At 70.9% G+C, this 25,556-nt stretch carries 26 protein-coding genes; 10 read left to right on the top strand and 16 right to left on the bottom strand.

Features of this window, described 5'->3' with window-relative positions:
• The first annotated feature begins 47 nt into the window (after nt 1-47).
• From resB to U8D42_RS18525, 3 genes are read left to right on the top strand one after another with little or no spacing between them, the layout of a single operon-like run.
• A complete protein-coding gene (resB, locus tag U8D42_RS18535) occupies nt 48-1,637 on the top strand; it encodes a cytochrome c biogenesis protein ResB (protein ID WP_322858828.1) in 1,590 nt (529 codons plus the stop codon).
• A complete protein-coding gene (gene ccsB, locus U8D42_RS18530) occupies nt 1,634-2,611 on the top strand; it encodes a c-type cytochrome biogenesis protein CcsB (protein ID WP_085240865.1) in 978 nt (325 codons plus the stop codon). The genes resB and ccsB overlap by 4 nt, the downstream gene beginning before the upstream one ends.
• Nucleotides 2,595-3,956 carry an AAA family ATPase gene (locus U8D42_RS18525; RefSeq protein WP_431523790.1) on the top strand — a complete coding sequence of 454 codons (1,362 nt, stop codon included), beginning with the start codon at nt 2,595-2,597 and terminating at the stop codon, nt 3,954-3,956. The genes ccsB and U8D42_RS18525 overlap by 17 nt, the downstream gene beginning before the upstream one ends.
• Nucleotides 3,957-3,964: 8 nt before the next feature.
• Here U8D42_RS18525 and U8D42_RS18520 read toward each other — a convergent pair whose 3' ends face one another.
• A complete protein-coding gene (locus U8D42_RS18520; RefSeq protein ID WP_142274984.1) occupies nt 3,965-4,123 on the bottom strand; it encodes a hypothetical protein in 159 nt (52 codons plus the stop codon).
• Between the two features lie 99 nt (nt 4,124-4,222).
• On the opposite strand from U8D42_RS18520, the gene U8D42_RS18515 reads away from it, so the two are divergent.
• A complete protein-coding gene (locus U8D42_RS18515; protein ID WP_322858829.1) occupies nt 4,223-4,540 on the top strand; it encodes a DUF4229 domain-containing protein in 318 nt (105 codons plus the stop codon).
• Nucleotides 4,541-4,546: 6 nt separating this feature from the next.
• Here U8D42_RS18515 and fabH read toward each other — a convergent pair whose 3' ends face one another.
• Both fabH and U8D42_RS18505 read right to left on the bottom strand, forming a co-directional pair.
• Complete coding sequence (fabH, locus tag U8D42_RS18510; RefSeq protein WP_322858665.1) at nt 4,547-5,554, bottom strand: beta-ketoacyl-ACP synthase III; 1,008 nt, start codon at nt 5,552-5,554, stop codon at nt 4,547-4,549.
• A 166-nt stretch (nt 5,555-5,720) separates the two neighbouring features.
• Nucleotides 5,721-6,593 carry a 1,4-dihydroxy-2-naphthoate polyprenyltransferase gene (locus U8D42_RS18505; RefSeq protein ID WP_322858666.1) on the bottom strand — a complete coding sequence of 291 codons (873 nt, stop codon included), beginning with the start codon at nt 6,591-6,593 and terminating at the stop codon, nt 5,721-5,723.
• A 74-nt stretch (nt 6,594-6,667) separates the two neighbouring features.
• Between U8D42_RS18505 and U8D42_RS18500 the strand changes: the two genes are divergently transcribed.
• Entirely contained in the window at nt 6,668-7,444 is a 777-nt protein-coding gene (locus tag U8D42_RS18500; RefSeq protein WP_322858667.1) for an S-methyl-5'-thioadenosine phosphorylase, read from the top strand.
• Nucleotides 7,441-8,472 (top strand): NAD-dependent epimerase/dehydratase family protein, encoded by a 1,032-nt coding sequence (locus U8D42_RS18495; RefSeq protein ID WP_322858668.1) that lies wholly within the window; start codon nt 7,441-7,443, stop codon nt 8,470-8,472. The genes U8D42_RS18500 and U8D42_RS18495 overlap by 4 nt, the downstream gene beginning before the upstream one ends.
• A gap of 5 nt (nt 8,473-8,477) precedes the next feature.
• Here the strand turns inward: U8D42_RS18495 and U8D42_RS18490 are convergent, their stop codons facing one another.
• Nucleotides 8,478-10,052, bottom strand: coding sequence for a hypothetical protein (locus tag U8D42_RS18490; protein WP_322858830.1), 1,575 nt, complete (start codon nt 10,050-10,052; stop codon nt 8,478-8,480).
• A 374-nt stretch (nt 10,053-10,426) separates the two neighbouring features.
• Between U8D42_RS18490 and U8D42_RS18485 the strand changes: the two genes are divergently transcribed.
• The 3 genes from U8D42_RS18485 to U8D42_RS18475 are packed head-to-tail and all read left to right on the top strand — an operon-like array spanning nt 10,427 to nt 13,435.
• Entirely contained in the window at nt 10,427-12,115 is a 1,689-nt protein-coding gene (locus U8D42_RS18485; protein ID WP_322858669.1) for a hypothetical protein, read from the top strand.
• Nucleotides 12,116-12,122: 7 nt separating this feature from the next.
• Nucleotides 12,123-12,776 (top strand): glycosyltransferase family 2 protein, encoded by a 654-nt coding sequence (locus U8D42_RS18480; protein WP_322858670.1) that lies wholly within the window; start codon nt 12,123-12,125, stop codon nt 12,774-12,776.
• A complete protein-coding gene (locus U8D42_RS18475) occupies nt 12,773-13,435 on the top strand; it encodes a TIGR04282 family arsenosugar biosynthesis glycosyltransferase (RefSeq protein WP_322858671.1) in 663 nt (220 codons plus the stop codon). Before U8D42_RS18480 ends, U8D42_RS18475 begins: the two co-directional genes overlap by 4 nt.
• A 12-nt stretch (nt 13,436-13,447) precedes the next feature.
• Here the strand turns inward: U8D42_RS18475 and U8D42_RS18470 are convergent, their stop codons facing one another.
• The 11 genes from U8D42_RS18470 to U8D42_RS18420 all read right to left on the bottom strand — a co-directional run bounded on the left by U8D42_RS18470 (nt 13,448) and on the right by U8D42_RS18420 (nt 23,184).
• Entirely contained in the window at nt 13,448-14,896 is a 1,449-nt protein-coding gene (locus tag U8D42_RS18470; protein WP_322858672.1) for a nitrate/nitrite transporter, read from the bottom strand.
• A gap of 105 nt (nt 14,897-15,001) precedes the next feature.
• On the bottom strand, nt 15,002-16,354 hold the full coding sequence (locus U8D42_RS18465) for a hypothetical protein (protein ID WP_322858673.1): 1,353 nt from the start codon (nt 16,352-16,354) through the stop codon (nt 15,002-15,004).
• A gap of 11 nt (nt 16,355-16,365) precedes the next feature.
• Nucleotides 16,366-17,448, bottom strand: a complete 1,083-nt coding sequence (gene menE, locus U8D42_RS18460) for an o-succinylbenzoate--CoA ligase (RefSeq protein WP_322858674.1) — start codon at nt 17,446-17,448, stop codon at nt 16,366-16,368.
• 68 nt (nt 17,449-17,516) lie between these two features.
• Nucleotides 17,517-17,819: a DUF3349 domain-containing protein gene (locus tag U8D42_RS18455; protein WP_322858675.1), complete on the bottom strand. Its 303-nt coding sequence runs from the start codon at nt 17,817-17,819 to the stop codon at nt 17,517-17,519.
• Nucleotides 17,820-17,875: 56 nt separating this feature from the next.
• A complete protein-coding gene (locus tag U8D42_RS18450; protein ID WP_322858676.1) occupies nt 17,876-18,175 on the bottom strand; it encodes a hypothetical protein in 300 nt (99 codons plus the stop codon).
• Entirely contained in the window at nt 18,172-19,410 is a 1,239-nt protein-coding gene (locus U8D42_RS18445; protein ID WP_090420331.1) for an inorganic phosphate transporter, read from the bottom strand. The genes U8D42_RS18450 and U8D42_RS18445 overlap by 4 nt, the downstream gene beginning before the upstream one ends.
• A gap of 96 nt (nt 19,411-19,506) precedes the next feature.
• Nucleotides 19,507-19,914, bottom strand: a complete 408-nt coding sequence (locus U8D42_RS18440) for a VOC family protein (RefSeq protein ID WP_085240882.1) — start codon at nt 19,912-19,914, stop codon at nt 19,507-19,509.
• Nucleotides 19,915-19,941: 27 nt separating this feature from the next.
• Complete coding sequence (locus U8D42_RS18435) at nt 19,942-20,838, bottom strand: SDR family oxidoreductase (RefSeq protein WP_322858677.1); 897 nt, start codon at nt 20,836-20,838, stop codon at nt 19,942-19,944.
• A gap of 42 nt (nt 20,839-20,880) precedes the next feature.
• Nucleotides 20,881-21,783: a 1,4-dihydroxy-2-naphthoyl-CoA synthase gene (locus U8D42_RS18430; protein WP_322858678.1), complete on the bottom strand. Its 903-nt coding sequence runs from the start codon at nt 21,781-21,783 to the stop codon at nt 20,881-20,883.
• 13 nt (nt 21,784-21,796) lie between these two features.
• Nucleotides 21,797-22,252, bottom strand: a complete 456-nt coding sequence (locus U8D42_RS18425) for a nitroreductase family deazaflavin-dependent oxidoreductase (RefSeq protein ID WP_322858679.1) — start codon at nt 22,250-22,252, stop codon at nt 21,797-21,799.
• 11 nt (nt 22,253-22,263) lie between these two features.
• Nucleotides 22,264-23,184, bottom strand: a complete 921-nt coding sequence (locus U8D42_RS18420) for an aldo/keto reductase (protein ID WP_322858680.1) — start codon at nt 23,182-23,184, stop codon at nt 22,264-22,266.
• Between the two features lie 82 nt (nt 23,185-23,266).
• On the opposite strand from U8D42_RS18420, the gene U8D42_RS18415 reads away from it, so the two are divergent.
• A complete protein-coding gene (locus U8D42_RS18415) occupies nt 23,267-23,806 on the top strand; it encodes a TetR/AcrR family transcriptional regulator (RefSeq protein WP_322858681.1) in 540 nt (179 codons plus the stop codon).
• Nucleotides 23,807-23,918: 112 nt separating this feature from the next.
• Here the strand turns inward: U8D42_RS18415 and fadD8 are convergent, their stop codons facing one another.
• Nucleotides 23,919-25,520 (bottom strand): fatty-acid--CoA ligase FadD8, encoded by a 1,602-nt coding sequence (fadD8, locus tag U8D42_RS18410; RefSeq protein ID WP_322858682.1) that lies wholly within the window; start codon nt 25,518-25,520, stop codon nt 23,919-23,921.
• Nucleotides 25,521-25,556 lie beyond the last annotated feature (36 nt).

The raw sequence follows: 25,556 nt of genomic DNA, 5'->3' as shown, positions 1-25,556 counted from the left end.
CGCCACTTGGTGCCCGGGCCCGCAACACCTGGCGCGCGTTGACCTCGATGGGCACCGCGCTGGTGCTGCTGTTCCTGCTCGCGCTGGGCGCGATCCCCGGCGCGCTGCTGCCGCAGCGCAGTCTCAACGCCGGCAAGGTCGACGACTACCTGAAGGCCCACCCCGTCATCGGGCCGTGGCTGGATCGGCTGCAGGCGTTCAACGTGTTCTCCAGCTTCTGGTTCACCGCCGTCTACGTGCTGTTGTTCGTCTCGCTGGTCGGCTGCCTGACGCCGCGGATGATCGAGCACGCCCGCAGCCTGCGGGCCATCCCGGTGGCCGCCCCGCGCAACCTGGCCCGGCTGCCCAAGCACGCCAGCGCCCGGATCCACGCCGACGCCGACGAGCTCAACGCGCTGGCCAACACCATCACCGGCCGGCTCCGCGGCTGGCGCACGGCCATCCGGCACGAGGGTGAAGTCGTCGAGGTGTCCGCCGAAAAGGGTTATCTGCGCGAATTCGGCAACATCGTCTTCCACTTCTCGCTGCTGGGCCTGCTGGTCGCGGTGGCCGTCGGCAAGCTGTTCGGGTACGAGGGCAACGTCATCGTGATCGCCGACTCCGGCCCGGGCTTCTGCTCGGCCTCCCCGGCCGCGTTCGACTCGTTCCGCGCCGGCAACACCGTCGACGGCACCTCGCTGACCCCGATCTGTATTCGCGTCAACGATTTTCAGGCCCACTACCTGCCGTCGGGGCAGGCCACCTCGTTCGCCGCCGACATCGACTACCAGGCCGGCCGGGACCTGGCGGCCAACAGTTGGCGGCACTACCTGCTGGAGGTCAACCACCCGCTGCGCGTCGGCGGTGACCGGGTGTACCTGCAGGGCCACGGCTACGCGCCCACCTTCACCGTGACCTTCCCGGACGGGCAGACGCGCACGTCGACCGTGCAGTGGCGGCCCGACAACCCGCAGACGCTGCTCTCGTCGGGGGTGGCGCGCATCGACCCGCCCGCGGGCAGCTACCCCGGCGCCGTCGAGCGCCGCCAGCACGAGATCGCCATCCAGGGCCTGCTGGCGCCGACCGAGCAACTCGACGGGACGCTGTTGTCGTCGCGCTTCCCGGCGCTCAACGCGCCGGCGGTGGCCGTCGACATCTACCGGGGCGACACCGGGCTGGACACCGGGCGGCCGCAATCGCTGTTCACGCTGGATCCGCGGCTGATCCAGCAGGGCCGGCTGACCAGGGAGAAGCGCGTCAACCTGCGCGCGGGGCAGGAAGTGCGCATCGACCAGGGCCCGGCGGCCGGCACCGTCGTCCGCTTCGACGGCGCGGTGCCCTTCGTCAACCTGCAGGTCTCCCACGACCCCGGGCAGAGCTGGGTGCTGGTCTTCGCCATCACGATGATGGCCGGGCTGGTGGTATCGCTGCTGGTGCGCCGCCGCCGGGTGTGGGTGAGGCTCACCGAGGCCGGTGGCGAGGCGGCCGGTACGGTGAACGTCGAATTGGGCGGGCTCGCGCGCACCGACAACTCCGGGTGGGGCGACGAGTTCGAGCGGTTGACGGAGCGGGTGCTGAACGGCCTGGGCGAGCCCGGCGCGGCGCGGTCACTCAAGCCCCCCGCCTCCGGAAGGAGTTCACAGGTGGACGTCAAATGAACACGGTGCACGTCAACATCGGCTTGGCGCGCTACTCCGACTGGGCGTTCACGTCCGCCGTCGTCGCGCTGGTCATCGCGCTGCTGCTGCTGGCCTTCGAGCTGGCCTATGCCGGCGGCCGCCGCGTCGACCAGCGTGAGCGGGTGTTGGCCGGCGCGGTGTCCTCCGACAGCTTCACTCCGGGCATCGTGGACGACGCCCCCCGCCGGCCGCTGGACGAGCGGGTCGGGCGGGCGGGGCTGGCCGTCGTCTACCTCGGCATCGGCCTGCTGTTCGCCTGCATCGTGCTGCGCGGCCTGGCCACCCTGCGCGCGCCGTGGGGCAACATGTACGAGTTCATCAACCTGACCTGCATGTGCGGGCTGCTGGCCGGGGCCTTCGTGCTGCGCCGCCCGCAATACCGCCCGCTGTGGGTTTTCCTGCTGGTGCCGGTGCTGATCCTGCTGACCGTCTCCGGGCGCTGGCTCTACACCAACGCCGCCCCGGTGATGCCCGCGCTGCAGTCCTATTGGCTGCCCATCCACGTGTCCGTGGTCAGCCTGGGTTCCGGGGTCTTCATGGTCGCCGGCATCGCCAGCATCCTCTTCCTGCTGCGCACCTCCCGGCTCGGCGACGAGGACGCTGACGGCGCCCTGGCCCGGATGGTGCGGCGGTTCCCCGACGCGCAGACGCTGGACCGCGTCGCCTACCGGACCACCATCTTCGCCTTCCCGGTGTTCGGCTTCGGGGTGATCTTCGGGGCGATCTGGGCGGAGGAGGCCTGGGGCCGGTACTGGGGCTGGGACCCCAAGGAGACCGTGTCCTTCGTCGCATGGGTGATCTACGCCGCCTATCTGCACGCCAGGTCGACGGCGGGATGGCGGGACAGGAAGGCGGCCTGGATCAACGTCGCGGGATTCGTGGCCATGGTCTTCAATCTGTTCTTCGTTAACCTGGTCACTGTGGGCCTGCATTCGTATGCGGGCGTGGGGTGACCGCCAGCGACCGACCCGGGTAACACGACAAGGGGGAGTGCACGTGTCCGATCAGCCATCGACGGGCGTTGGGGCGCCCGATCAACCGACCACGCAATTGGCTCCGCAGGGGCTGTCCGACCCGCCGTCACCAGCACCGAACGCCGACGAGCCGCCGGCCGACGTCGGCGAGGCGCCGACCCGTGTCTTCGCCGGGTTCCGCACCGAGCGGCGGGTTCCGGGCCCCGAGCGGCGCGAGGCGGCGCCCCCCACCATGCCCAGGCCGGCCGGGATGCCGCCGTGGGATCCCACCCCGATGACCGGTATCCCGCGGGTCGACCCGACCGCGTACGGCGCCTACTACACGGGGCCGGTCGAGGCGCCGCCCATGCAACCCCCGCCGCGGCCCGAGCCGCTGCCGCACACGCCATACCCGGAGCTGTCCACCGGCATGCTGCTGCGGCCGGTCAAGCCGCCACCGTCGGAGGGCTGGCGCCGGCTGCTCTACGACGTGTCCGGCCACCTGATCAACCTGGGGGAGAGCCCCCGGGCCGCCCGCTACAACAACCTGGTGGCGCAGGTGAACCGGCCGTTGCGCGGGTGCTACCGGATCGCGCTGGTGTCGCTGAAGGGCGGCGTCGGCAAGACGACCATCGCCGCCACCATGGGCGCGACCTTCGCCTCCATCCGCGGTGACCGGGTGATCGCGGTCGACGCCAACCCCGACCGCGGCACGCTGAGCCAGAAGATTCCGCTGGAGACGGCGGCGACGGTGCGTCAGTTGTTGCACGACGCCGGGAGCATCGAGCGCTACAGCGATGTCCGCCGCTACACCTCCAAGGGTCCGAGCGGGCTGGAAGTGCTGGCCTCGGAGACCGACCCGGCCGTCTCGGAGGCGTTCGGCGCCGACGACTACAATCGGGTCCTGGACGTCCTGGAACGGTTCTACGGCTTGGTGCTCACCGACTGCGGCCCGGGGCTGCTGCACTCGGCGATGTCCGCGGTGCTGGACAAGGCCGACGTGCTCGTCGTCGTCAGCTCCGGGTCCATCGACGGCGCGCGCAGCGCGTCGGCGACGCTGGACTGGCTGGACGCGCACGGCCACGAGGACATGGTCCGCAACTCGATCGCGGTCATCAACGGGGTCCGGCCACGGACAGGCAAGGTCGACATGAACAAGGTGGTCGACCACTTCTCCCGACGCTGCCGCGCGGTCCAGGTGGTGCCGTTCGACCCGCACCTCGAAGAGGGCGCCGAGATCGACTTGGACCGGCTGAAGCGGTCGACCCGCGAGGCGCTCACCGAGCTGGCGGCCATTGTGGCCGAGGGATTCCCGGGCGACCAGCGCAACCCCGGGGTCGCATAGAGCGACGCTTAGCGGGGGTTGTCCCCGTGACCCAACCGCCGCAAGAACTCTGGATCGTCGTCGGGCCCGATGACGCGCGTCTTGGGCCGGTTGATTTGCGACCGCGCCGTCCGCCAGCCAACGTAGATCAGCGTCCCCAACATCAGGACGAGCAGCAGGTAGAGCACTCAACACCTCCTCTGACGAATATACCCGCGTCGTAGGCTCTCCCTGTGCCAGAAGGAGCTAGCGACAACAGCACTGGGGACCGCGCGGACGAGGGCCGGGTGCAGGGCACCCGCCATCGGGCGGTCGTCGACGTCTCGCTCTACGCGGCCGCGCGACTGCTGCTGGCGGTGGCGCTCGCCGCCGCCATCTACGGGGCGGCGCGCCTGATGGGCGTGGGCGAATTCCCGATCGCGGTCGCCGCGTTGTTCGCCCTGATCATCGCGATGCCCCTGGGCATCTGGCTGTTCGGCCCGCTGCGCCGGCGCGCCACCGCATCGTTGGCGATCGCCGGTGAGCGGCGGCGCCGGGAGCGCGAACAGCTACGGGCACGCTTGCACGGCGAGGCGCCGCCCGACGCGGGCAGCGACGATGCGTGAGACCGATCAGCGGCTGGGCATCCGCACGACCTGCGCGGCGTAACTGAGGCCCGCGCCGTACCCGATCAGCAGCGCCAGGTCGCCCGGCTTGGCCGCCCCGGTGGCCAGCAGTTCGGCCATCGCCAGGGGAATGGACGCCGCCGAGGTGTTCCCGGTGTGCTCGATGTCGTTGGCGAGGACGGCGTCCGGCCGCAGCTCCAGGCTCTTGGCCAGGACCTCGTTAATGCGGCTGTTGGCCTGGTGGGGCACGAACACGTCGATCTCGTCGGGCCGGATGCCCGCGGCGTCCATCGCCTGCCGGCCGACCTTGCCCATCTCGAATGCGGCCCACCGGAACACCGCGCTGCCTTCCAGCCGCAGGAATGGGCGGGGGCCCGTCGGGGCGTCCATGTAGTCGATCCAGTCGATGTCCTGGCGTATGGCCAGGGCCTGCTCGCCGTCACTGCCCCAGACGGTCGGGCCGATCCCCTGATCGGGCGTCTCGCCGACCACCACGCCCGCCGCTCCGTCGGCGAAGATGAAGCAGTTGGTGCGGTCCTGCATGTCCACCGTGGGCGACAGCTTCTCCGAGCCGAGGACCAGCACCTTGGTAGCGGTCCCGCCGCGGATCATGTCCGCGGCGACGCCGAGCGCGTAACCGAAGCCCGCGCACCCCGCCGAGACGTCGAACGCGGGCACGCCGGTGGCGCCCAGCGCCGCGGCGACCGCCGGCGCGCAGGCGGGGGTCTGCAGGAAATGCGTGCTGGTCGCGACGATCACGCAGTCGATGTCCGACGGCGTCAGCCCGGCCCTCGCGATGGCCTCGCGACCGGCCTCGGTGGCCATGGACGCGGCGGATTCGTCCCGGGCGGCGAATCGGCGGGTCTTGATCCCGGTCCTGGTGAAGATCCACTCATCGGAGGAGTCGATGTTCTCGCAGATCTCGTCGTTGGTGACCACTCGTTCGGGGCGGTACGCCCCGACACTGAGCAACCCGATGTTCTTCGGTCCGCTGGTTGCGGCGATCTGCTTCATTGCTGTCCCCGATCGGTGCTCGCTACAACGGCCATCGTCCCGACGCCGGTCACCCATTGTTATCGAATCCGCCCCCGCCGGTGCACTCGAGTGTGCCTTTGCGGCGGCCGACACGCCGAACAGCCCGGCCGTGGGCGCACGGTCAACGCCGCCGGCGCACGGCCGATCAGCCGGCCAGCGCCAGCGCCGCGGCGACCGCGATGGCCCAGACGACCATGGCCAGGCCGGTGTCGCGCAGCACGGGAATCAACTCCGGGCCCCCGCGTCCCGAGCGCACCGGACGGGCCGCGCGCAGCGCCAGCGGCGTGGCGACCAGTCCCACCGCGCACCACGGCGTGGCCGCCATCAGCACCAGGGTCAACACCCCGGCGGTCGCCAGCAGCGCCTGATACAGCGCGCGGGTGCGGGCATCGCCCAGGCGCACCGCCAGGGTGATCTTCCCCGACCGCGCATCGGTGGGAATGTCGCGCAGGTTGTTGGCCACCAGCACCGACGACGACAGCGCCCCGATCGACACCGCCAGCGCCAGCCCCACCCAGTCCACCCGCAACGCCTGCGTGTACTCCGTGCCGAGCACGGCCACCAGGCCGAAGAACACGAACACCGCGATTTCACCGAAGCCGGCGTAGCCGTATGGTTTCGAGCCGCCGGTGTACAGCCACGCGCCGGCGATACACGCCGCGCCCACCGCGATCAGCCATGGCGCGCTGACCAGAGCGAGCGCCACACCGGCGGCCGCCCCGATCGCCAGGCTGGCGATGGCGGCTGCCAGCACCGACCGCGGGGTGGCCAGCCGCGAACCCACCAGGCGCACCGGGCCGGCCCGGTCGTCGTCGGTGCCGCGAATGCCGTCGGAGTAGTCGTTGGCGTAGTTGACCCCGACCGTCAGCGCGAGCGCCACGGCCAGCGCCAGCAGCGCCTTCCACCACACCGCGGCGTGCAGCCACGCCGCCGCGCCGGTGCCCGCGACGACCGGCGCCACCGCGTTGGGCAGCGTCCGCGGCCGCGCGCCCGAGATCCACTGCCCGAAATTGGCCACGCACGCATCCTGCCAGGAGCCGGCGGCGCCCCCGCACCCGCGATCGGGCGCGGGCCATGCACCACAATGGGCGGATGCTCGGAGTCATCGGTGGCAGCGGCTTCTACACCTTCTTCGACTCCGACACCCGCGCCGTCGACGTCGACACCCCGTACGGCCCGCCCAGCGCCCCGGTGACGGTCGGCGCCGTCGGGGGACACCAGGTCGCCTTCCTGCCCCGGCACGGCGCCAGCCACCAGTTCTCGGCGCACACGGTGCCCTACCGGGCCAACATGTGGGCGTTGCGCAAGCTCGGGGTGCGGCGGATCTTCGCCCCGTGCGCCGTCGGCAGCCTCAAACCCGAGAACGGTCCCGGCGCGATCGTGGTGCCCGATCAGCTGGTCGATCGCACCAGCGGCCGCCCCGACACCTACTTCGACTCCGGCGGCGTCCACGTCGACTTCGCCGACCCGTACTGTCCCGCCCTGCGCGCCGCGGTCACCGGGCTGCCCGGCGTGGTCGACGGCGGCACCATGGTGGTGATCCAGGGGCCGCGGTTTTCCACCCGCGCGGAGAGCCAATGGTTCGCGTCGGCCGGCTTCTCGCTGGTCAACATGACCGGCTACCCCGAGGCGGTGCTCGCGCGGGAGCTCGAGATCTGCTACGCCGCAATCGCTTTGGTCACCGACCTGGACGCCGGCGTGACGGTAGGCCAGGGCGTGACGACCGTCGAGGTGTTCGCCGAATTCGAGAAGAACATTGGTCCGTTCAAAGAACTGGTGCGCGAGGCGATCGGCCGCGTCGCCGGTGATCGCGACTGCGCACACTGCCTGCCGCACACCGGCGTCACGCTGCCCGTCGAGTTGCCATGAGGGTGTTGCTCACCGGCGCGGCCGGTTTCATCGGCTCGCGGGTGGACGCGGCGCTGCGGGCGGCGGGGCACGACGTCGTGGGCGTCGACGCGTTGCTGCCCGCCGCGCACGGCCCGAATCCGGTGCTGCCGCGGGGATGTCACCGCGTCGACGTCCGCGACGCCGACGCCCTGGCGCCCTTGCTGGACGGGGTGGACCTGGTGTGCCACCAGGCGGCGATGGTGGGTGCGGGCGTGGACGCCGCCGACGCCCCCGCCTACGGCGGTCACAACGACTACGCCACCACGGTGCTGATCGCGCAGATGTTCGCCGCCGGGGTGCGCCGGCTGGTGCTGGCGTCGTCGATGGTGGTCTACGGCCAGGGCCGGTACCACTGCGGGGTACACGGGTTCGTCGACCCCCTGCCGCGGCGGCGCGCCGACCTCGACGCGGGGCGCTTCGAACACCGCTGCCCGGTCGGGGGCGAGGAGCTCCGGTGGCGCCTGGTCGACGAGGACGCCGCGCTGCGGCCGCGCAGCCTGTACGCGGCCAGCAAGACCGCGCAGGAGCATTACGCGCTGGCGTGGTCGGAGGCGACGGGCGGCTCGGTGGTGGCGCTGCGGTATCACAACGTGTACGGCCCCGGGATGCCGCGCGACACCCCCTATTCCGGGGTGGCGGCGATCTTCCGGTCCTCGCTCGAAAAGGGTCAGCCGCCAAGGGTTTTCGAGGACGGCGGCCAGATGCGCGATTTCGTGCACGTCGACGACGTGGCCGCCGCCAACCTGGCGGCCGTCACCGCGGGGGTCGACGGCTTCGCCGCGGTCAACGTCTGTTCGGGGCGGCCGGTGTCGATCGTGCAGGTGGCCGGCGCGCTGTGCGATGCGCGCGGCGGTGCGCTCTCGCCAGTGATCACCGGCCAGTACCGCAGCGGCGACGTGCGCCACATCGTCGCCGACCCGTCGCGGGCGGAGCAGGTGTTGGGTTTCCGCGCGGCCATCGACCCCGCCGAGGGGCTGCGGGAATTCGCCTTCGCGCCGCTTCGCTGAGCGTGTTACCCCTGCGGCGGCCGGTAGATCTTGGGCCGCTGCACCGGGATCTGGCGCGTGGCGGAGTCGTCGCCCCGGAAGATCCGCGGGCCGGTGGTGAGCCGCGTGGTCTCCGTGCCCGACGGGGCGGCCGCGTGGCCCACCGGGACGCGCGCCCTGGGGGCGGCGGGAGCGCTGGGCGCCGCGACGGCGGGCCCGGGCACGGCGCGGCGGCGGCGCAGGCGCCGGCCGCGCAGCTGCCCGGTCACGACGGCGGCCCCGAGGATGCACAGGGCCAGGCCGCACAGCGTCACGTCGAAGGTGCTGGTGATCTGCTGGGCGAGGTCGTTGCCGTAGACCGGATGCCGCGCAGGCGAATTGGGTGTGTCCGCGAACCGCGGTGCGAGCGCCACGCCGACGACGACGCGTGCGACGCTCAGCGTGGCGACCAGCCCGCACAGCGCCGAGATCAGTCGCGCGGAGCGGGCGGCGTCGCCAAGGTTGATGCGCAGCCAGATCGCCAGGACCGCGGTGGCCAGGTCGAACGCCGCCAGCACCACACTGTCGTAGCGGGAGAAGGGGTAGTCCAGGCTCACCGAGACGAACAGATCCGTCAGCCGCATCGCCATCGAACCCAGGCCCCATACGGCGATGAGCAGCAAGCCGTTTCGGGCCGCCACCCGCCAGGCGCTCTCCTCGGCCCCGGTGGTGTTGCGGTGACCGAACAGCGTCCGCGGCGCGAAGATGCCCGCGGCGGCCGCCCACGCCAGATAGCCCTCGAACCCCACCCCGGCGGTCGAGGTGTTCTGTGCGATGCCGTGGAACGCGTCGATGTTGCGCCCCGACGGCAGGCTCCACACCAGGATCCCGGCGACCAGCGTCGACGCGCCGAGCGCGACGGTGGCCAGCCGGGTCGCCCGGGTGCCGCGCAGCAGCCACCTGGCGGCGACCAGCACGGCGACCAACGCCACCACCCCGTAGACCAGCGCCGTCACGATGACCGCGACGTTCTGCGTGCCGAACGCGGCGGCGCCGCCGACGTTCTGCAGCGCGTAGCGCATCCGCCAATACAGGTTGAAGCCGAAACTGAGCACCGCCAACACCATCGACGCATAGCCGATGACCCGGGCCGACCTCAGCCAGCCGGTGTACTCGTCGCCTTCGGGAACCGGTCCCGAGCGCGCGCCGGTGGCCACCGCCTGCGCGCTCAGCAACGAGCCGGCGATTCCCGCCCACGCGCCCGGCCCCACGCCGCCCGGCACGTTCACCGTGCCGCCGAACCGGACGGTCTGGAACGCGTCGAACGCCACGAAGCCCAGCACCAGCAGCGCATAGGGGATGTTGAGCGCCAGGCGAAGCCGGCCCGCCGCCGCGGGGTTGAACCGCGCGCCGGAGGACCGCCAGGAACCGGCCACGGCGACGGCGATGACGGACAGCGCGGTGACCGCGACGAGCACCGCGAAGAGCGCCGGGCTGCTGCCGGGGATCCCGACACCGAAGTACAGGTTCCACGGCAGGAACAGGGCAATCACCAGCAGCGCCACGGCGATCAGGTCGCTGACGACGTGCCAGCGTCGCGTCGGATTGCCGGCCGGGGCCAAATCGCCTGGCGCCGCACGGATGATGCGAGTGGTCCGGTGCGCCTGCCCGGGATCGATGGGGCCGGTGGGCGTGTCGTCGCTGCTCTGGCTCACCATGCCCCCCGGGATTCGACGACGGTCCGTTGCGGTGCTGGTTCGGTTGCGCGGCGGGTGATTACCCTGCCGGGCCGGCCGCACTGCTCGCTTGCGAACATATTCTCCGTTCGTTCGCCGCGGCGGATTCCGCGGCGACCGTTCTGTAGTTCGAGAAGCTGGTTACGCTGCGCTTGGGGCAAACCTTGTCGCCCGAATAACGGATACTGCCAACGGTATCGCAAGTGTAATGATGCCGGGACATTGCTGGTTGTGGGGTAACCGGCCGAAGGAGAACCGGGATGGACGTCGTGTTGGGGGTCGCGGTAACGGGCCCCGTTGCCCGCTTGGCGCTTGTCGGGCCGGGCGCGCGGGGCGCCGACGTGATCGACCAATCCGTGGTCAACCTGGAGGACAACCCGGTCGCCAAACTCACCGAGACGGTGGTCGGCACCAATCGGTTGCTGGCCGACGAGAACCACCGGCTGGTCGGCACCCGCGTGTGCTGGAGCGACGATCCGCGGGCCGGTCAGCTGCGCCAGGCGCTGGAAGACTCCGGTGTTCCCAACGTCGAGGTGCTCTCGCAGTCGCAGGCCGTGGCCGCCCTGATGCGGGCGGCCGGCCGGCCGGGCGCGGCGCTGGTGATGGACGACGCGACGGCGACGTTGTCGGTGCCGGGCGCCCCCGACGACCAGGGCTCCCCACCGACCGTGCTGGCCGGCGAACCGCTCGCGGGCGGCGACGCGACCGCGACGTTCAACACGATGATGGCCCAGCTCAGCGCCCGGCCGGACGCCCCGGGCGAGGTCTACCTGGTGGGCGCCTCCCCCGAGCTGGCCCAGGTCGCCGACCAGCTCCGCGACGCGTCCACCATGCGGGTGCAGCTGGCCGACGAACCCGCGTTCGCGGTCGCCCGCGGCGCCGCGATGGCCGCCCTGCCCGCCGGCGATGCGACGGCGATGGCGCCGGCCCTGGGCCTCACCGGAGATGAGACCGCGATGGCACCCGCGCCAACCGGGGACGAGACGACGGTCGTGCCGCCGCCGGCCGCAGAGGAACCGCAGCTGGCCTATTCGATGGCGGATGACGCCGAGCCGTTCGCCGGCGACGAATACGGCCCCGGATTCGACGAATACGACCCCGTCGACGAGACCGAGGCCATTCCCTCGCGCCTGAGCCGCCGGTCCTTGGTGGTCGGCAACGCCGTGATCGCCTTCGCCGTCATCGGGTTCGCGTCGCTGGCCGCCGCGATCGCCATCGCCGTGCGTCCCACCGCGAGTCAACAGCCCGTCGTCGGGCACCAGAACGCCGCTCCGGGCAAGTTCATGCCGCTGTTGCCGACGCAGCAGCAGGCGCCCGTGCCGCCGCCCCCCGTGGACCAGCCCAACGCCGGATTCCAGGGCGGCACCATCCCGGCTCCCGCCGCCGTTCCGCAACAGGTGGCGCCACCGTCGGGACCCGTTCCCGCCGCGCCGGTCGCGCCCGGCGCCCCGGGCGTCGTGCCGAACCCGAATCCCGCTGTGCCCGTTCCCGTCCCGATCATCGTTCCCTTCCCGGGCTGGCAACCGGGCTACCCGCAGCCGCCGTACAACCCGCCGTCCACGACGACGATCACGCCGTCGCCGCCGACGACGTCGTATTCGCCGCCGACCACGACGAACAGCCCGCCGACGACGTCGTACTCGCCGCCGACGACGTCGTATTCGCCGCCGACCACGACGAACAGCCCGCCGACGACCTCGTATTCGCCTCCCACGACGTCGTATTCGCCGCCGACGACGTCGTATTCGCCGCCGACGACCTCGTACTCGCCGCCGACGACCTCGTATTCGCCGCCGACGACCTCGTACTCGCCTCCGACGACAACGTACGAGCAGCCCACCACCACCTACTCGCCGCCGCCGCACACACAGACGCAAGAGACCGCGCCGCCCACGCATTCGCAGGAGACGCTCGTCCCACAGCAGCCGCGCAGCCATCGCGGGTTCTGAGACCTCCATGCCCGACGCCGTCACGGTGGTGCTGCCCTGTTTGAACGAAGAGGAGTCGCTGCCCGGCGTGCTGGCGGGTATACCCGCCGGATATCGGGCGCTGGTGGTCGACAACAACAGCACCGACGACACCGCCGGCGTCGCGCGGCGACACGGCGCCCAGGTCGTCGCCGAGCCGCGGGCCGGCTACGGCTCGGCGGTGCACGCGGGCGTGGTGGCGGCGACCACCCCGATCGTGGCGGTGATCGACGCCGACGGCTCCATGGACGCCGGCGACCTGCCGCGGCTGGTCGACGCGCTCGAGCAGGGTGCGGACCTGGTGATCGGGCGGCGCCGGCCGGTGGCCGGCCTGCACTGGCCGTGGGTCGCCCGGGTCGGCACCGTGGTGATGAGCTGGCGGCTGCGCACCCGCCACGGACTGCCGGTGCACGACATCGCGCCGATGCGGGTGGCCCGGCGCGAGGCGCTGCTGAACCTCGGCGTCGTCGACCGGCGTTCGGGTTATCCGCTGGAGCTGCTGGTGCGCGCCGCGGCGGCCGGCTGGCGCGTGGTCGAACTCGACGTCAGCTACGGTCCCCGCACGGGCGGTAAGTCGAAGGTCAGCGGTTCGCTGCGGGGGAGCATCACCGCGATCCTCGACTTCTGGAAGGTGATCTCGTGAGCGTGTTGCCGGTGACGCTGCTGGTGGTCGCCAAGGCGCCGGAGCCGGGCCGGGCCAAGACCAGGCTCGCGGCCAGCGTCGGGGACGCCGTCGCCGCCGAGATCGCCGCGGCCGCGCTGCTGGACACGCTGGACGCGGTGGCCGCCGCGCCGGTGGCCAACCGGGTGGTCGCCATGACCGGTGACCTCGACCGCGCGGCCGGCGCCGGCGAGATCGGGCACCGGTTGCGGTCCTTCACGGTGATTCCGCAGCGCGGCGAGGACTTCGCCGACCGGCTCGCCAACGCCCACGCCGACGCCGCGGACGGGTTCCCGGTGCTGCAGATCGGGATGGACACCCCGCAGGTGACCGCCGAGCTCCTGACCGATTGCGCGCGCCGGCTGCTGGCGGCGCCGGCCGTGCTCGGATTGGCCCACGACGGCGGTTGGTGGGTGCTCGGCGTGGCGGCGCCCGCCATGGCCGAATGCCTGCGCACCGTCCCGATGTCTCAGCCCGATACCGGCACACTCACCCTGAAAGCCCTGCGCGACAACAACATTGACGTCACGCCCGTGCCGCGGTTAGCCGACATCGACGTGCTGGGCGACGTCGCCGCGGTGCGCCAGGCGTGCGGGCAGGCCAGTCGTTTCGCGCGAGTCACCCGCGCGGCCGGCCTGTGAAGCCACTATGCGTCAGAAATCGGCTTGCGTCGGCGCGGGCGATGGACCGACGCCCGCATCGACCAGCGCCGGTTCGGCCACCGGCCGGGTGAGCACCGCGGCAGACTTCCCGGCGAAGGGGCGCCGGACGTACATGGTCCACGTGATGATGGCGGCGGCGACATACATCACCAAGAACAGACCGAACGCCGCCGAGTCGGAGCCGGTGCTCTGATAGGACTGCCGCAGCGCGAGATTGACCGCGACGCCACCGAACGCGCCTGCGGCGGCGGCGAACCCGATCAACGCCCCCGACATGTTGCGTGACCAATGGCAACGCTCGGCTTCGGTGACGTCGAGCGTGTGACTGCGTGCTTCGATCACCGCCGGGATCAGCTTGAACACGGACCCCTTGCCGAGGCCGGCCAGCAGAAACAGCACGAGCAGGCAGACGATGTAGCCGGCCATGGTGGCACCGCTCGTCGGGCGGTGACTGTGGTCATCGTGAGTCGCGACACCGGTCAGCACCGCGGTCGCGACGACCATCCCCGCGAAAACGGCCAGGGTGACGCGGTTGCCGCCGTAGCGGTCGGCCAGCCTGCCGCCGTAGATCCGGGACAGGGATCCCAGCAGGGGGCCGACGAAGGCGAGCTGGGCGGCGTGCAGCGACGCTTGCGCGGCGCCCTGCCCGCTGGCGACGAAATTGATCTGCAGCACCTGTGCGAACGCGAACGAGAACCCGATGAAGGTGCCGAAGGTGCCGACGTAGAGGAGCGCGAGTACCCAGGTGTCGCGCTCGAACATCACCGACCGCACGGTGGCCACCTCGATGCCGTGCTCCAGGTTGTCCATGAACCGTGCCGCCGCGATCGCGACCACCGCCAGCAGCACCAGGTACACCGAACACACCCAGTAGGGCTGGCGGTTTCCGGCGACGGCGATCACCAACAACCCGACCAGCTGCACGCCCGCCACGCCGAGGTTGCCTACACCGGCGCTGAGCCCCAGTGCCGAGCCCTTGAGCCGATGGGGGTAGAAGGCGTTGACGTTGGCCAGCGACGCGGCGTAGTTCGCGCCCCCGCATCCGGTCAGTGCCGCGCACACCGCATACGGCCACAGCGGCAGGCCCGGGTTGGCCAGCAGCACCATGGTTCCGGCGGTGGGGATCAGCAGCACCGCCGCCGAAAACGTGGTCCAGTTGCGGCCGCCGAAGCTGGCAATGCCCAACGTGTAGGGAATGCGCAGGGACGCCCCGCTCAGCGTGGCGATGGCGCCGAGCAGTAGCTTGTCGGCCGTCGAGAAGCCGTACACGGATTGGGGCATGAACAGCACCATCACCGACCAGAGGGCCCAGATCGAGAAGGCGACATGGTCGGCCGCCATCATGCAGAGCAGGTTGCGTCGCGCGATCTTTTTGTTGCCGCCCTCCCAAGCGATGACGTCCTCGGGATTCCAGTCGACGAGTCGGTGCGCGCGGCCCATTAAACCCCCTAATCAAACAGTTGCCGACGTCGACGGTAGACCGGGGAATCGTTCGTAAGGTTCGCGAAAGCTGTGAGTAACCGGTGAATCCCGGCCCACGTCGACCTACCAGTTGGTCACGATGATGGTGTTGAGCAGCAGGGCTCCCGCGGCGTTGAGCGCCAGCCACACCCGGTGCGACCGGACGGGCAGCAGCGCGGGCGCCGCGGTGAGCCAGATGGTGAAGGGCAGCCAGATCCGTTCGACCTCGGCCTTGCTGAGCATGCTCAGATCCGCGCAGGCGATCGCGGCCAGCACGGCCAGCAGCAGCAGGTGGAACCCGGAGCGGCGCCGGATGGCGGCCCGGTCGAACACCCGGCTGACGCCGGCGACGCTGCCCAACCCGATCGCGCACACGACGGACGCCAGGTTGGCCCAGCTCCAGTACGGAAATGGCCGGTCTTTGGCGATGCCCTGCCAATAGCGTTGCTGCACAAGGGTATAGCCGTCGAACCAATAGAACCCCGAGACCGCGAAAGCCACCGCCACCGCCACGGCCGTCAGCGTCGCCGGGCCGAGCGCCCGGAGCGCGGCCCGCCAGTCGGCGACCGATGCCAGCACCGCCGCCGCCGGCAGCCCCATCAACATCAGGCCGTAGTTGCAGAACACGCCCCAGCCCAGCAGCAGGCCCGCCGCGGCGGCCGCCCACGCCGGAAAGCGGACGCGCCGGTGCACCGCCACGGCCAACAGCGCGATACCCCACGCGGCGACCCCGGCGAAGTACCCGTCGGCCGACACCGCCACCCAGATCGCCGTCGGCGCCACGGCGACGAACGGCGCGGCGCGGCGCGCGGTCTGCTCGTCGGCCAGCGCGCGGACGGCGATCAGCACCGCGGCCGCCGCACTGGACCCGGCCAGCAGGCACAGCAGCCCAGCCCAGGCGCCCCCGTGCAGGCCGATCCGGTCGAGCCAGACGAATGTCAGCAGCGCGCCGGGCGGGTGCCCGGAGACGTGCGTGGTCCACGAGTTCGGCTGGTAGTCGACGATCCGGCTCGAGAACGTGCGCACCGCGGCCGGGATGTCGGTGATGCCCGGCACCTGTGACAGGTACTCGTCCCGGGTGGTCAGCCGGCCGGCGAAGCCGCGCTGCCAGCCGTCGATCATCGCCAGCGCAAACGCCCAACCGCAGGCGGTGGCCCAGCTGCCCAGCGTCAACGCTCGCCACGAAACACGTTGCGCCAGGGTCGATCCCCAAATCACCGCGGCCACCGCGATGGCGATGGCCGGCCCGGTGCCCCAGCTGGCGTGGATCTCCCAGGCGCCGAAAATCGGCGCGGCGCCCGCGTGCGTGCCGAACCGTTCCTCACCCACATCGGTGCGCGGCCGGACGCCCCAGTGCAGCCGCGGCAACACGAACGCCGCGCCCACCAGGATCACCCCGATCGCGACGGCCGGTAACTCCCGACGTGCCACCCTCACGGTGGACCAGCCTATTGATCGCCCGGACCGGCGAAGCGGCGCACCAACGCCGTCCGGTCCACCTTGCCGATGCCGCGTCGCGGCAGCGCATCGACGACGTGCAGCTCGCGCGGAGCGGCAGTGGCGTCCAGGGTCCGTGTCACGTGTGTGCGCAGCGCGTCGAGCGTCGGCGCCGGGCAGCCCTCGGCCACCACGATCGCGGCGGCCACCCGCTGGCCCAGCCGGTCGTCGGTGAGGCCGAAAACCGCGCAGTCGCCGACGGCGGGGTGGCTGCCCAGCGCCGCCTCGACCAGCTGCGGCAGCACGGTCAACCCGCCGGTGCTGATCGCGTCGTCGGTGCGGCCCAGCACGGTCAGCACGCCCGCCTCGTCGAGCACGCCGAGGTCGTCGGTGCGAAACCAGCCCGGCTCGGCGAACGGGTCGGGCTCCACCGGGTTGCGGTAGCCCTTCGCCAGGGTCGCGCCGCCGAGGGCGATGCGCCCGTCGTCGGCCACCCGGACCAGGACGCCTGCCAGCGGCACGCCGTCGTACACGCAGCCGCCGGCGGTCTCGCTCATGCCGTAGGTGCGGACCACGGCGATACCGGCCGCCGCGGCGGCGTCGAGCACGCCCTGCGGGGCCGGTCCGCCGCCGAGCAGAACGGCGTCCAGTTCGGCGAGCGCGGCCGCGGCCGACGGGTCGGTCAGCGCCTTGGCCAACTGCGTGGCGACCAGCGACGTGTAGCGCCGGCCGGTTCCCAATCGCCTTGTCGCGCCGGGCAATTGGGCGACGTCGAAGCCTTCTGAGACGTCCAGTTCGATCGGCGTCGTGCCGGCGAGGGCGCTGCGCACCAGCACCTGCAGCCCGGCGATGTGATGCGGCGGCAGCGCCAGCAGCCAACTGCCCGGCCCGCCGAGGCGGTCGTGGGTGGCCGTCGCGCTGGCCGTGAGCGCGGCCGCGGGGAGCAGGGCCCCCTTGGGCGGACCCGTGGTTCCCGAGGTCGTCACCACCAGGGCGACGTCGTCGTCGATGTCCTCCCCGACCCGCAGGCCGGCCGCCAGCGCCTCCGAGCCGGGGGCGAGGGCGACCAGCGCGGGGTCGCGGCCGTCGAGCACCCGCTCCAGGGCGGGTAACAGCGTCGAGACGGCCGAGCCCGGCGGGACGATGAGGGCGCGCAGTACGGCTATGCGGGGTCCTCGGCCTGCTCCGCGTCGTCGAACGGCCAGCCCACGGCCGCCAACCGGACCCGGACCCGCTCGACGTCGTCGGGCGTCGGCAGCTCGTCGGTGATCTGGGTGATCAGCACCCCGATGTCCACGTCGTCGAACTCGCCGCGCCGGATCAGTTCGCGGGCCACCTCTTTGACCTCGTCATGGGAGAGCCGGCGAGTCAGCAGCGCGAGCACCGGGAAGGTGTCCGTGGGTGGGACGCCTTCCGGGTATCCCGCGCGCAGCCACGAGACGATCGAGCTGAGAAATCCGTTCACGCTGGTAAAGCTCCCCCCGGTGTCCGGCTCCGTAACGCGGTGGGCATCACTCGATGCTACTTCGGCTTGACTCCCAGGAAAGCGGTGCCGGTGTGGTGGGCGATGAAGTCTCGGGAGATGTAGAGCAGGGCGAAGGCGATCACGACCAGCACCACCGCATAGATCAACCAGGCGAGCGCGAGCAACGCGGGGTTCTTCCGTGGCGGGCCGCCATCGGTCGTGACCTGCCCGGCACCCACCGCGTGGAATCGGAGCCCCAGGGCGAACAGCCCCGGCAGTGCGGCTCCGGCCAGCATGGCGAAGAGCAGGATCTTCAGGGATGCCTCGTAGTTGAACCAGTCGCCCAAGTGACTCATGCGTTCGCCTTCATCGTGGGGTCATCGGAGTCGTCTCGGCGAGGCGTGGCGCCGGCCACCGGCCCGGCGGCCGCGGGGACGTGCATGTCGTCGGCGCTTTCGAGTCCGCTGGTCAGGTCGCCCTGCCATTCGGCGTTGACGTTGTTGTGGTCGACCTTGACCTTGCGCGACCGGATGTAGATCGTGGCCGAGACCGCGACCAGCAGTCCGAAGCCGACGATGGCGCCGGGGTAGCCGCCGATCAGGTGCACGATCCAGTAGGTGACCGCACCGACCAGCCCGGCCAACGGGAGCGTCACCAGCCAGGCGACGCCCATGCGGCCGGCGACGCCCCAGCGGACCTCGCCGCCGGGCTTGCCGAGCCCGCTGCCGAGCACCGAGCCCGTGCAGACCTGGGTGGTCGAGAGCGCGTAGCCGAAGTGGGCGGACAGCAGAATCACCGCGGCCGAGGAGGACTCGGCCGCCATGCCCTGCGGCGACTGGATTTCGACCAGCCCCTTGCCCAGGGTGCGGATGATGCGCCAGCCGCCCAGATAGGTGCCCAACGCCATCGAGATCGCGCAGCCGACGATCACCCACAGCGGCGGCATCGACGCGGTCTTGCTGACCGAGCCGTAGGACATCAGCGCCAGGAAGATGATGCCCATCGTCTTCTGGGCGTCGTTGGTGCCGTGTGCCAGCGAGACCAGCGACGCCGAGCCCCACTGGCCGTACCGGAAGCCGGCCTCGGTGCGCTTGGTCGGGATGCCGCGGGTGATCCGGTAGACCAGCCAGGTCGCGACCGCCCCGACCACGATGGCCAGGATCGCCGACACGACGGCCGGGATGATCGCCTTGGACACCACGCCCTTCCAGATCACCCCGTGCGCGCCGACGGCCGCGATGGTGGCGCCGACGATGCCGCCGATCAGGGCGTGCGACGAGCTGGAGGGGATACCGAGGAGCCAGGTGAGTAGGTTCCACACGATGCCGCCGACCAGGCCGGCGAACACCAGCTCCAGCGTCACGATGTGCCCGTCGATGAGGCCCTTGGCGATGGTGGCGGCGACGGCGGTGGACATGAACGCGCCCGCGAGGTTCAGCACCGCGGAGAGCGCGACCGCCACCTTGGGCTTGAGCGCGCCGCTGGCGATCGAGGTCGCCATCGCGTTGCCGGTGTCGTGGAAGCCATTCGTGAAATCGAAAGCCAATGCCGTGATTACGACAATGATCAAGAGGAACAATTGGATGTTCACAGCGCCTGATTCTCGTGGTAGGGGGATTCCATTGTCGAATGCTGGGAGGGCGAAACGCGTCAGTATTTTGAGTCGTCGCCAGATGTTACCTCTCAGTTAACCGGATTTTCCCTGTCGTTCATTTCTGATGTCGCGGCGCAGCGGGTGGTCCGGCGGGATCTGGATGAAGATCAGCGTGATGCCGTCGGGGTCCGTCACGTGCATTTCGTATAGGCCCCATGGTTCTTGGCGTGCCTCGCGGGCGATCGCCACGCCCCGGCTGCGAAGCTCGGCCTGGGTCGCTTCGATGTCGCGGACCTGAAGCCACAGCGCGCCCGGGAACGGCCCCCGGGAATGGTCCGGTGAGCCGTAGCCCGCCAGCTCCAGCAAGGACTGACCGGCGAAAAATACTGTGCCCCCGGGGTATTCACGGGCAATCGCGAGGCCGACCTGGTCCCGATAGAACGACAGCGACTGCTGATAGTCCGCCGGCCGGAACAGCATCCGGCTGGCCAGGATCTCCATGACCTCGTGTCTATCACACGCGGCGGTTCAGCTACCGGTTTCTCGGTTGGGCTGGATTCTCTGTCGCTGCATGAGCGCGTTGACGAAGCGCGGGCCGAAGGTGTCCAGCGCCTTGGCGGCGATCGCCATCCTCGGCGCGATCCGCACCGGCCGGGTGCGTGCGGCGGTCAGCATCCATTCGGCGGCCTCCTCGGACGTGAGCGCCGGCATGCCCTCGTAGGCCTTCGTCGGCGCGATCATCGGCGTGGCCACCAGCGGGTAGTACAGCGTCGTGGAGTGCACGCCCCTGCCGCCCCACTCGGTCTCGACGACCCGGCTCACCATCGACAGCGCGGCCTTCGACGCGTTGTACACCGCGAACAGCGGCGAGGCCTCCGACAGCACCCCCCACGTCGAGACGTTGATGATGTGGCCGTCGCCGCGCTCGAGCATGCCGGGCGCGAGCCCGCGGATCAGCCGCAGCGGCGCGTAGTAGTTGAGCACCATGGTCCGCTCCACGTCGTGCCAGCGCTGCAGCGATTCGGCCAGCGGCCTGCGGATCGACCGGCCGGCGTTGTTGATCAGGATGTCCACCCCGCCGAGTCGGTTTTCGACGTCGGCGACCAGCGCGTCGACCGCCTCCATGTCGGAGATATCGCACGGCATGGCCAGCGCGGTGCCGCCCGCCGCGGTGATCCGGTCGGCGAGCGCGTCGAGCAGTTCGGTGCGGCGGGCGACGACGGCCACCGTCGCGCCCGCGCGGGCCAGCAGTTCGGCGCCGGCCTCACCGATGCCCGATGACGCCCCGGTGAGCAGGACACGCTTGCCCTCGAGCTCGACCGGCTTCATGGCGGGCCGGTTGACCAGCACTTGCGGGGCCATCGGCGGCCGCATGGTGGCCAGGACGAGCTGATCGGTCAATCGGCGCAACGGGCTTTTGCTCACGGGTGGGCAGTCTAGGGGCGCGCCCCGCCGGCCCGTTCGGCGCTAGAAGTAGCGCGGGAACCGGCTCCAGTCCGGCGGCCGCTTCTCCAGGAACGCGTCGCGTCCCTCGACGGCCTCGTCGGTCATGTACGCCAGCCGGGTGGCCTCGCCGGCGAACAGCTGCTGTCCGACCAGCCCGTCGTCGAGGAGGTTGAACGCGAACTTGAGCATCCGTTGCGCCTGAGGGGATTTGGCGTTGATCTCGGCGGCCCACGCGATCGCCTCCCGCTCCAGGTCGGCGTGCTCGACGACCGCGTTGACCGCGCCCATGTGGTGCATCTGCTCGGCGGTGTACGCGCGGCCGAGGAAGAAGATCTCGCGGGCGAACTTCTGGCCCACCTGACGCGCCAGGTACGCGCTGCCGTAGCCGCCGTCGAAGCTGCCGACGTCGGCGTCGGTCTGCTTGAAGCGGGCGTGCTCGCGGCTGGCGAGGGTGAGGTCACAGACCACGTGCAGGCTGTGCCCGCCCCCGGCCGCCCAGCCGTTGACCAGACAGATGACCACCTTGGGCATGAACCGGATCAGCCGCTGCACCTCGAGGATGTGCAGCCGCCCCGCGCGGGCGGGGTCGACGGAGTCCGCGGTTTCTCCGCTCGCGTACTGGTAACCGCTGCGGCCGCGGATGCGCTGGTCGCCACCCGAGCAGAAGGCCCAGCCCCCGTCTTTGGGTGACGGCCCGTTGCCGGTCAGCAGCACGACGCCCACGTCGGGCGACATCCGGGCGTGGTCGAGCACCCGGTAGAGCTCGTCGACGGTGTGCGGCCGAAACGCGTTGCGCACCTCGGGCCGGTCGAACGCCACCCGCACGGTCGCGTCGCTGACGTGGCGGTGGTAGGTGATGTCGGTCAGGTCGTCGAACCCGGCCACCGGTCGCCAGGATTGAGCATCAAAGGGATTGTCAGTCAACGTGTTCCAACTCCTATACCGGGTCCAGGCGGAAGACGGCGCAGCGGCCGGCCAGGGCCTCGAACTCCTCGGGCCGGCCTTCGGTGACGAGTCCGGCCCGCTTCATGAAGCCGACACCCGTGGGCACCTCGGTCGGGAAGGCGCGCAGGATGGGCCGCGCGTCGTCGGCGGACAGCTCGGCCATCCGGACCTTCCGGACGTGACGGCCGCGCGCGATCGTCGCCTCCCGGGCGGCCCGCACGTTGGCCACCCAGTCGGCGCCCGGGAACCCGGCGACGACGTACTGCCGCCCGTCGACCGTCATGGGGGTCACCGGTGTCGACCGCGGTGCGCCGGACTTGCGGCCGGCCACCGTCAGCACGACCGGGCTCTCACCGCCGAAACTCAGCCCCAGCCGCGACATCTGGATGAACACCTTGTTGGCCGGCTTCAGCCACCACGGCGGCTTGACCGGTTTGCCGCTTCCCATAGGCAGCGACGTTACCGCTGGACCGGCTCGACCCCCTCGGGCTGGGGCTCGGTGGCGCCGACGGCGTCCAGCCTGTCCAGGGCTTCGGCGCCGAGGGTGACATCGGCCGCGCCGAGATTCTCCCGCAGGTGCGCGACCGACCGCGTGCCCGGAATCAGCAGCGCGTTCGGCGCATGGGCCAGCAGCCAGGCCAGGCCGACCTGGGCGCCCGTCACGCCGAGCTCGCCGGCGATCGCGGCCACCACCGGATCGTCGGCGACCTTCGGGAAGCCCGGGAACGACGATCCCAGCGGGAAGTAGGGCACCCACGCGATGCCCTCGGCCGCGCACAGCTGCAGCGTGTCCTCCTGCGAACGGTCGAGCACGCTGTAGGCGTTCTGCACACAGACGATGCCGGCCGGCAACGCCCGCCGCACCACGTCGAGCGGCACGGCGCTGATGCCGATGCCGCCGATCTTGCCCTCGTCGCGCAGCGCGATCATTTCGGCGAGCTGGTCGTCGAGGTCGACGGCCTGGTCGCGCTCGGCGGCCACGCCGGGCCCGAGGTCCATGCGCCGCAGATTGACCACCGGGATGCGCTCGAGGCCGAGCTGGCGCAGGTCGTCTTCGACTGCGGCGCGCAGCTCCGCCGGCTTCTGGGCGGCGGCCAGGGGGATCGGCTGTGCGCCGGTGTATCGCGCGCCGACCTTGCTGACGATGATTAGTTCGTCGGGGTAGGGCGCCAGCGCCGAGCGGATCCGGCGGTTCACCTCGCCCGGGCCGTAGAACGACGCGGTGTCGATGTGGTTGACGCCGAGTTCGACCGCGCGGCGCAAGACGCCGGCGGCGTCCTCGGGTGGGGCCTCGAACAGCTGCATCGCTCCGTAGCCCAGGCGGGCGACGGTCGACCCGCCGATGTCGCCGAGACCGCCGGGTTGGGGTTTGTCCGTCATCGTGCTCCCTCGTGCCACACTGGAGAAGATGCGGAGGGACCTCCGCTTATCTGAGCGTAGGAGAAACGGAGGTTCCTCCGCTTTGGCCGAGATCCGATCCGACGCGCGCCGTAACCGCGAGCGGCTGCTCGAGGCGGCGACGGCGGCGTTCTCGCGCGGCGGGCCGGTGTCGCTCGAGGCGATCGCGCGCGAGGCCGGTGTCGGGATCGGCACGCTCTACCGCCATTTCCCGAACCGGGAGGCGCTGGTCGAGGCCATCTACCGCGCCGAGCTCGCCGAGGTGGCCGCGGCGGCCGAACGGCTGCTCGGGCGGTACCCACCCAAGACCGCGCTGCGCAACTGGATGGACCGTTACGCCGCCTTCGTGACCGCCAAGCGCGGCATGGCCGAGTCGTTGCACGCGATCTTCGACTCCGGTGCCATGCAGCCCAGCCAGACTCGGGACAGCATCGTCGGCGCCGTCGACACGCTGTTGCGGGCCGGCGCCGACGACGGCAGCCTGCGTCCCGACGTGCGGGCCGACGATGTGGTGTCCAGCCTGATCGGCATCTTCCTGGCCAGCGGCTCGGCGGAGCAGACCGGTCGCATGCTCGACCTGCTGGTCGCGGGCATCGCGGTCTAGCCGGGCACTCGCGCTTCTCTGGCCCGATCTCCCCGTCGAACGTGAAACCAACTTCACGCTCGGGGACGAGCGTGAAGGTAGTTTCACGCTCGGCATCGAGGCGGCTGGCGACCTAGCCGACCGCGCGGCCGGCGCCCTCCCAGAACCGCGCCCGCACGGCCTTCTTGTCCGGCTTGCCCAGCGCGGTCACCGGCACCGACTCGACGACGATCACCTGCTTGGGCGATTGCACCGAACCCTTGCGCTCCTTGACCGCCGACTGGATCTCGACGGTCACCTTTGCCACCGAGTCCTCGTCGGAGGGATGGTCGGGTCGCAGCACGATCACCGCGGTGACGGCTTCGCCCCACTTCTCGTCCGGCGTGCCGATCACACACACCTGCGCCACGGCCGGGTGCTCGGCGACGACGTCCTCGACCTCGCGCGGGAACACGTTGAACCCGCCGGTGACGATCATGTCCTTGACCCGGTCGACGATGAACCAGAAGCCGTCCTCGTCCTCGCGGGCCATGTCGCCGGTGTGCAGCCAGCCGTCCTTGAACGTCTTGGCCGTCTCCTCGGGCAGGTTCCAGTAGCCGCCGGAAAGCAGCGGCCCGGACACGCAGATCTCGCCGACCTCGCCCTGTGGCACCGGGTTGCCGTCGGCGTCCAGCAGTGCCGTGCGGGCGAACAGGGTGGGCCGCCCGCACGAGGTGAGCCGCTTCTCGTCGTGGTCCTTCTTGGCCAGATACGAGATCACCATCGGGGCCTCGGACTGCCCGTAGTACTGGGCGAAGATCGGTCCGAAGCGGCGGATCGCCTCGGCCAGCCGCACCGGGTTCATCGCCGAGGCGCCGTAGTAGACGGTCTCCAGCGAGGACAGGTCGCGGGTGTGCGAATCCGGGTGGTCCATCAGCGCGTAGATCATCGACGGCACCAGCATGGTCGCGGTGATCTTCTGCTCCTCGATCACCCGGAGCACCTCTGCGGGATCGAACTTGGTCAGCACCACCAGCTCGCCGCCCTTGATGATCGTCGGCACGAAGAACGCCGCCCCGGCATGCGACAGCGGGGTGCACATCAAAAAGCGTGGGTTCTCCGGCCACTCCCACTCGGCGAGCTGGATCGTGGTCATCGTGGTGATCGACTGCGCGGTGCCCAGCACACCCTTGGGCTTGCCGGTGGTGCCGCCGGTGTAGGCCATGCCGCCGATGTGATCGGGCGGGAGGTCGGCCGCCACCAACGGTTTCGGCGCATACTTGGCGGCCTCGGCCACCAGGTCCACCGCGGAGTCGGCGAGCGCTTCGGGGACCGGGCCGATGGTCAGGACCTGCTTGAGGCCGGGCACCTTCTCCAGCAGGCCCAGCGCCCGCTCGACGAACATCGGGTTGGGGTCGATGATCAGCGACGTCACGCCGGCGTCGCCCAGCACGTAGGCGTGGTCGTCCAGGGAGCCCAGCGGGTGCAGCGCCACGCGCCGGTAACCCTGGGTCTGGCCGGCGCCGATGATCATCAGCACCTCGGGCCGGTTCAGCGACAGCAGCCCGACGGTCGCTCCGGTACCCGCGCCGAGCGCCTCGAACGCCTGGATGTACTGGCTGATGCGCTCGGCGAGCTGTCCACCGGTCAGCGTGGTGTCACCGAGATGCAGCACCGGCTTGTCCTTGTTGCGCTTGAGCGCACCGACTGTCAGGTGTCCGGAATGAATCGGATGGCGTAGCAACTCGTCACTCATGGGCCAAGACTAGAACGTGTTGCAATTCGCGTCAGC

Source organism: Mycobacterium europaeum (assembly GCF_034555895.2).
GTDB classification, from domain to species: Bacteria; Actinomycetota; Actinomycetes; order Mycobacteriales; family Mycobacteriaceae; genus Mycobacterium; species Mycobacterium europaeum.
Note: the sequence above shows the minus strand (reverse complement) of the source record. Positions and strands in the feature narration are given on the sequence as shown.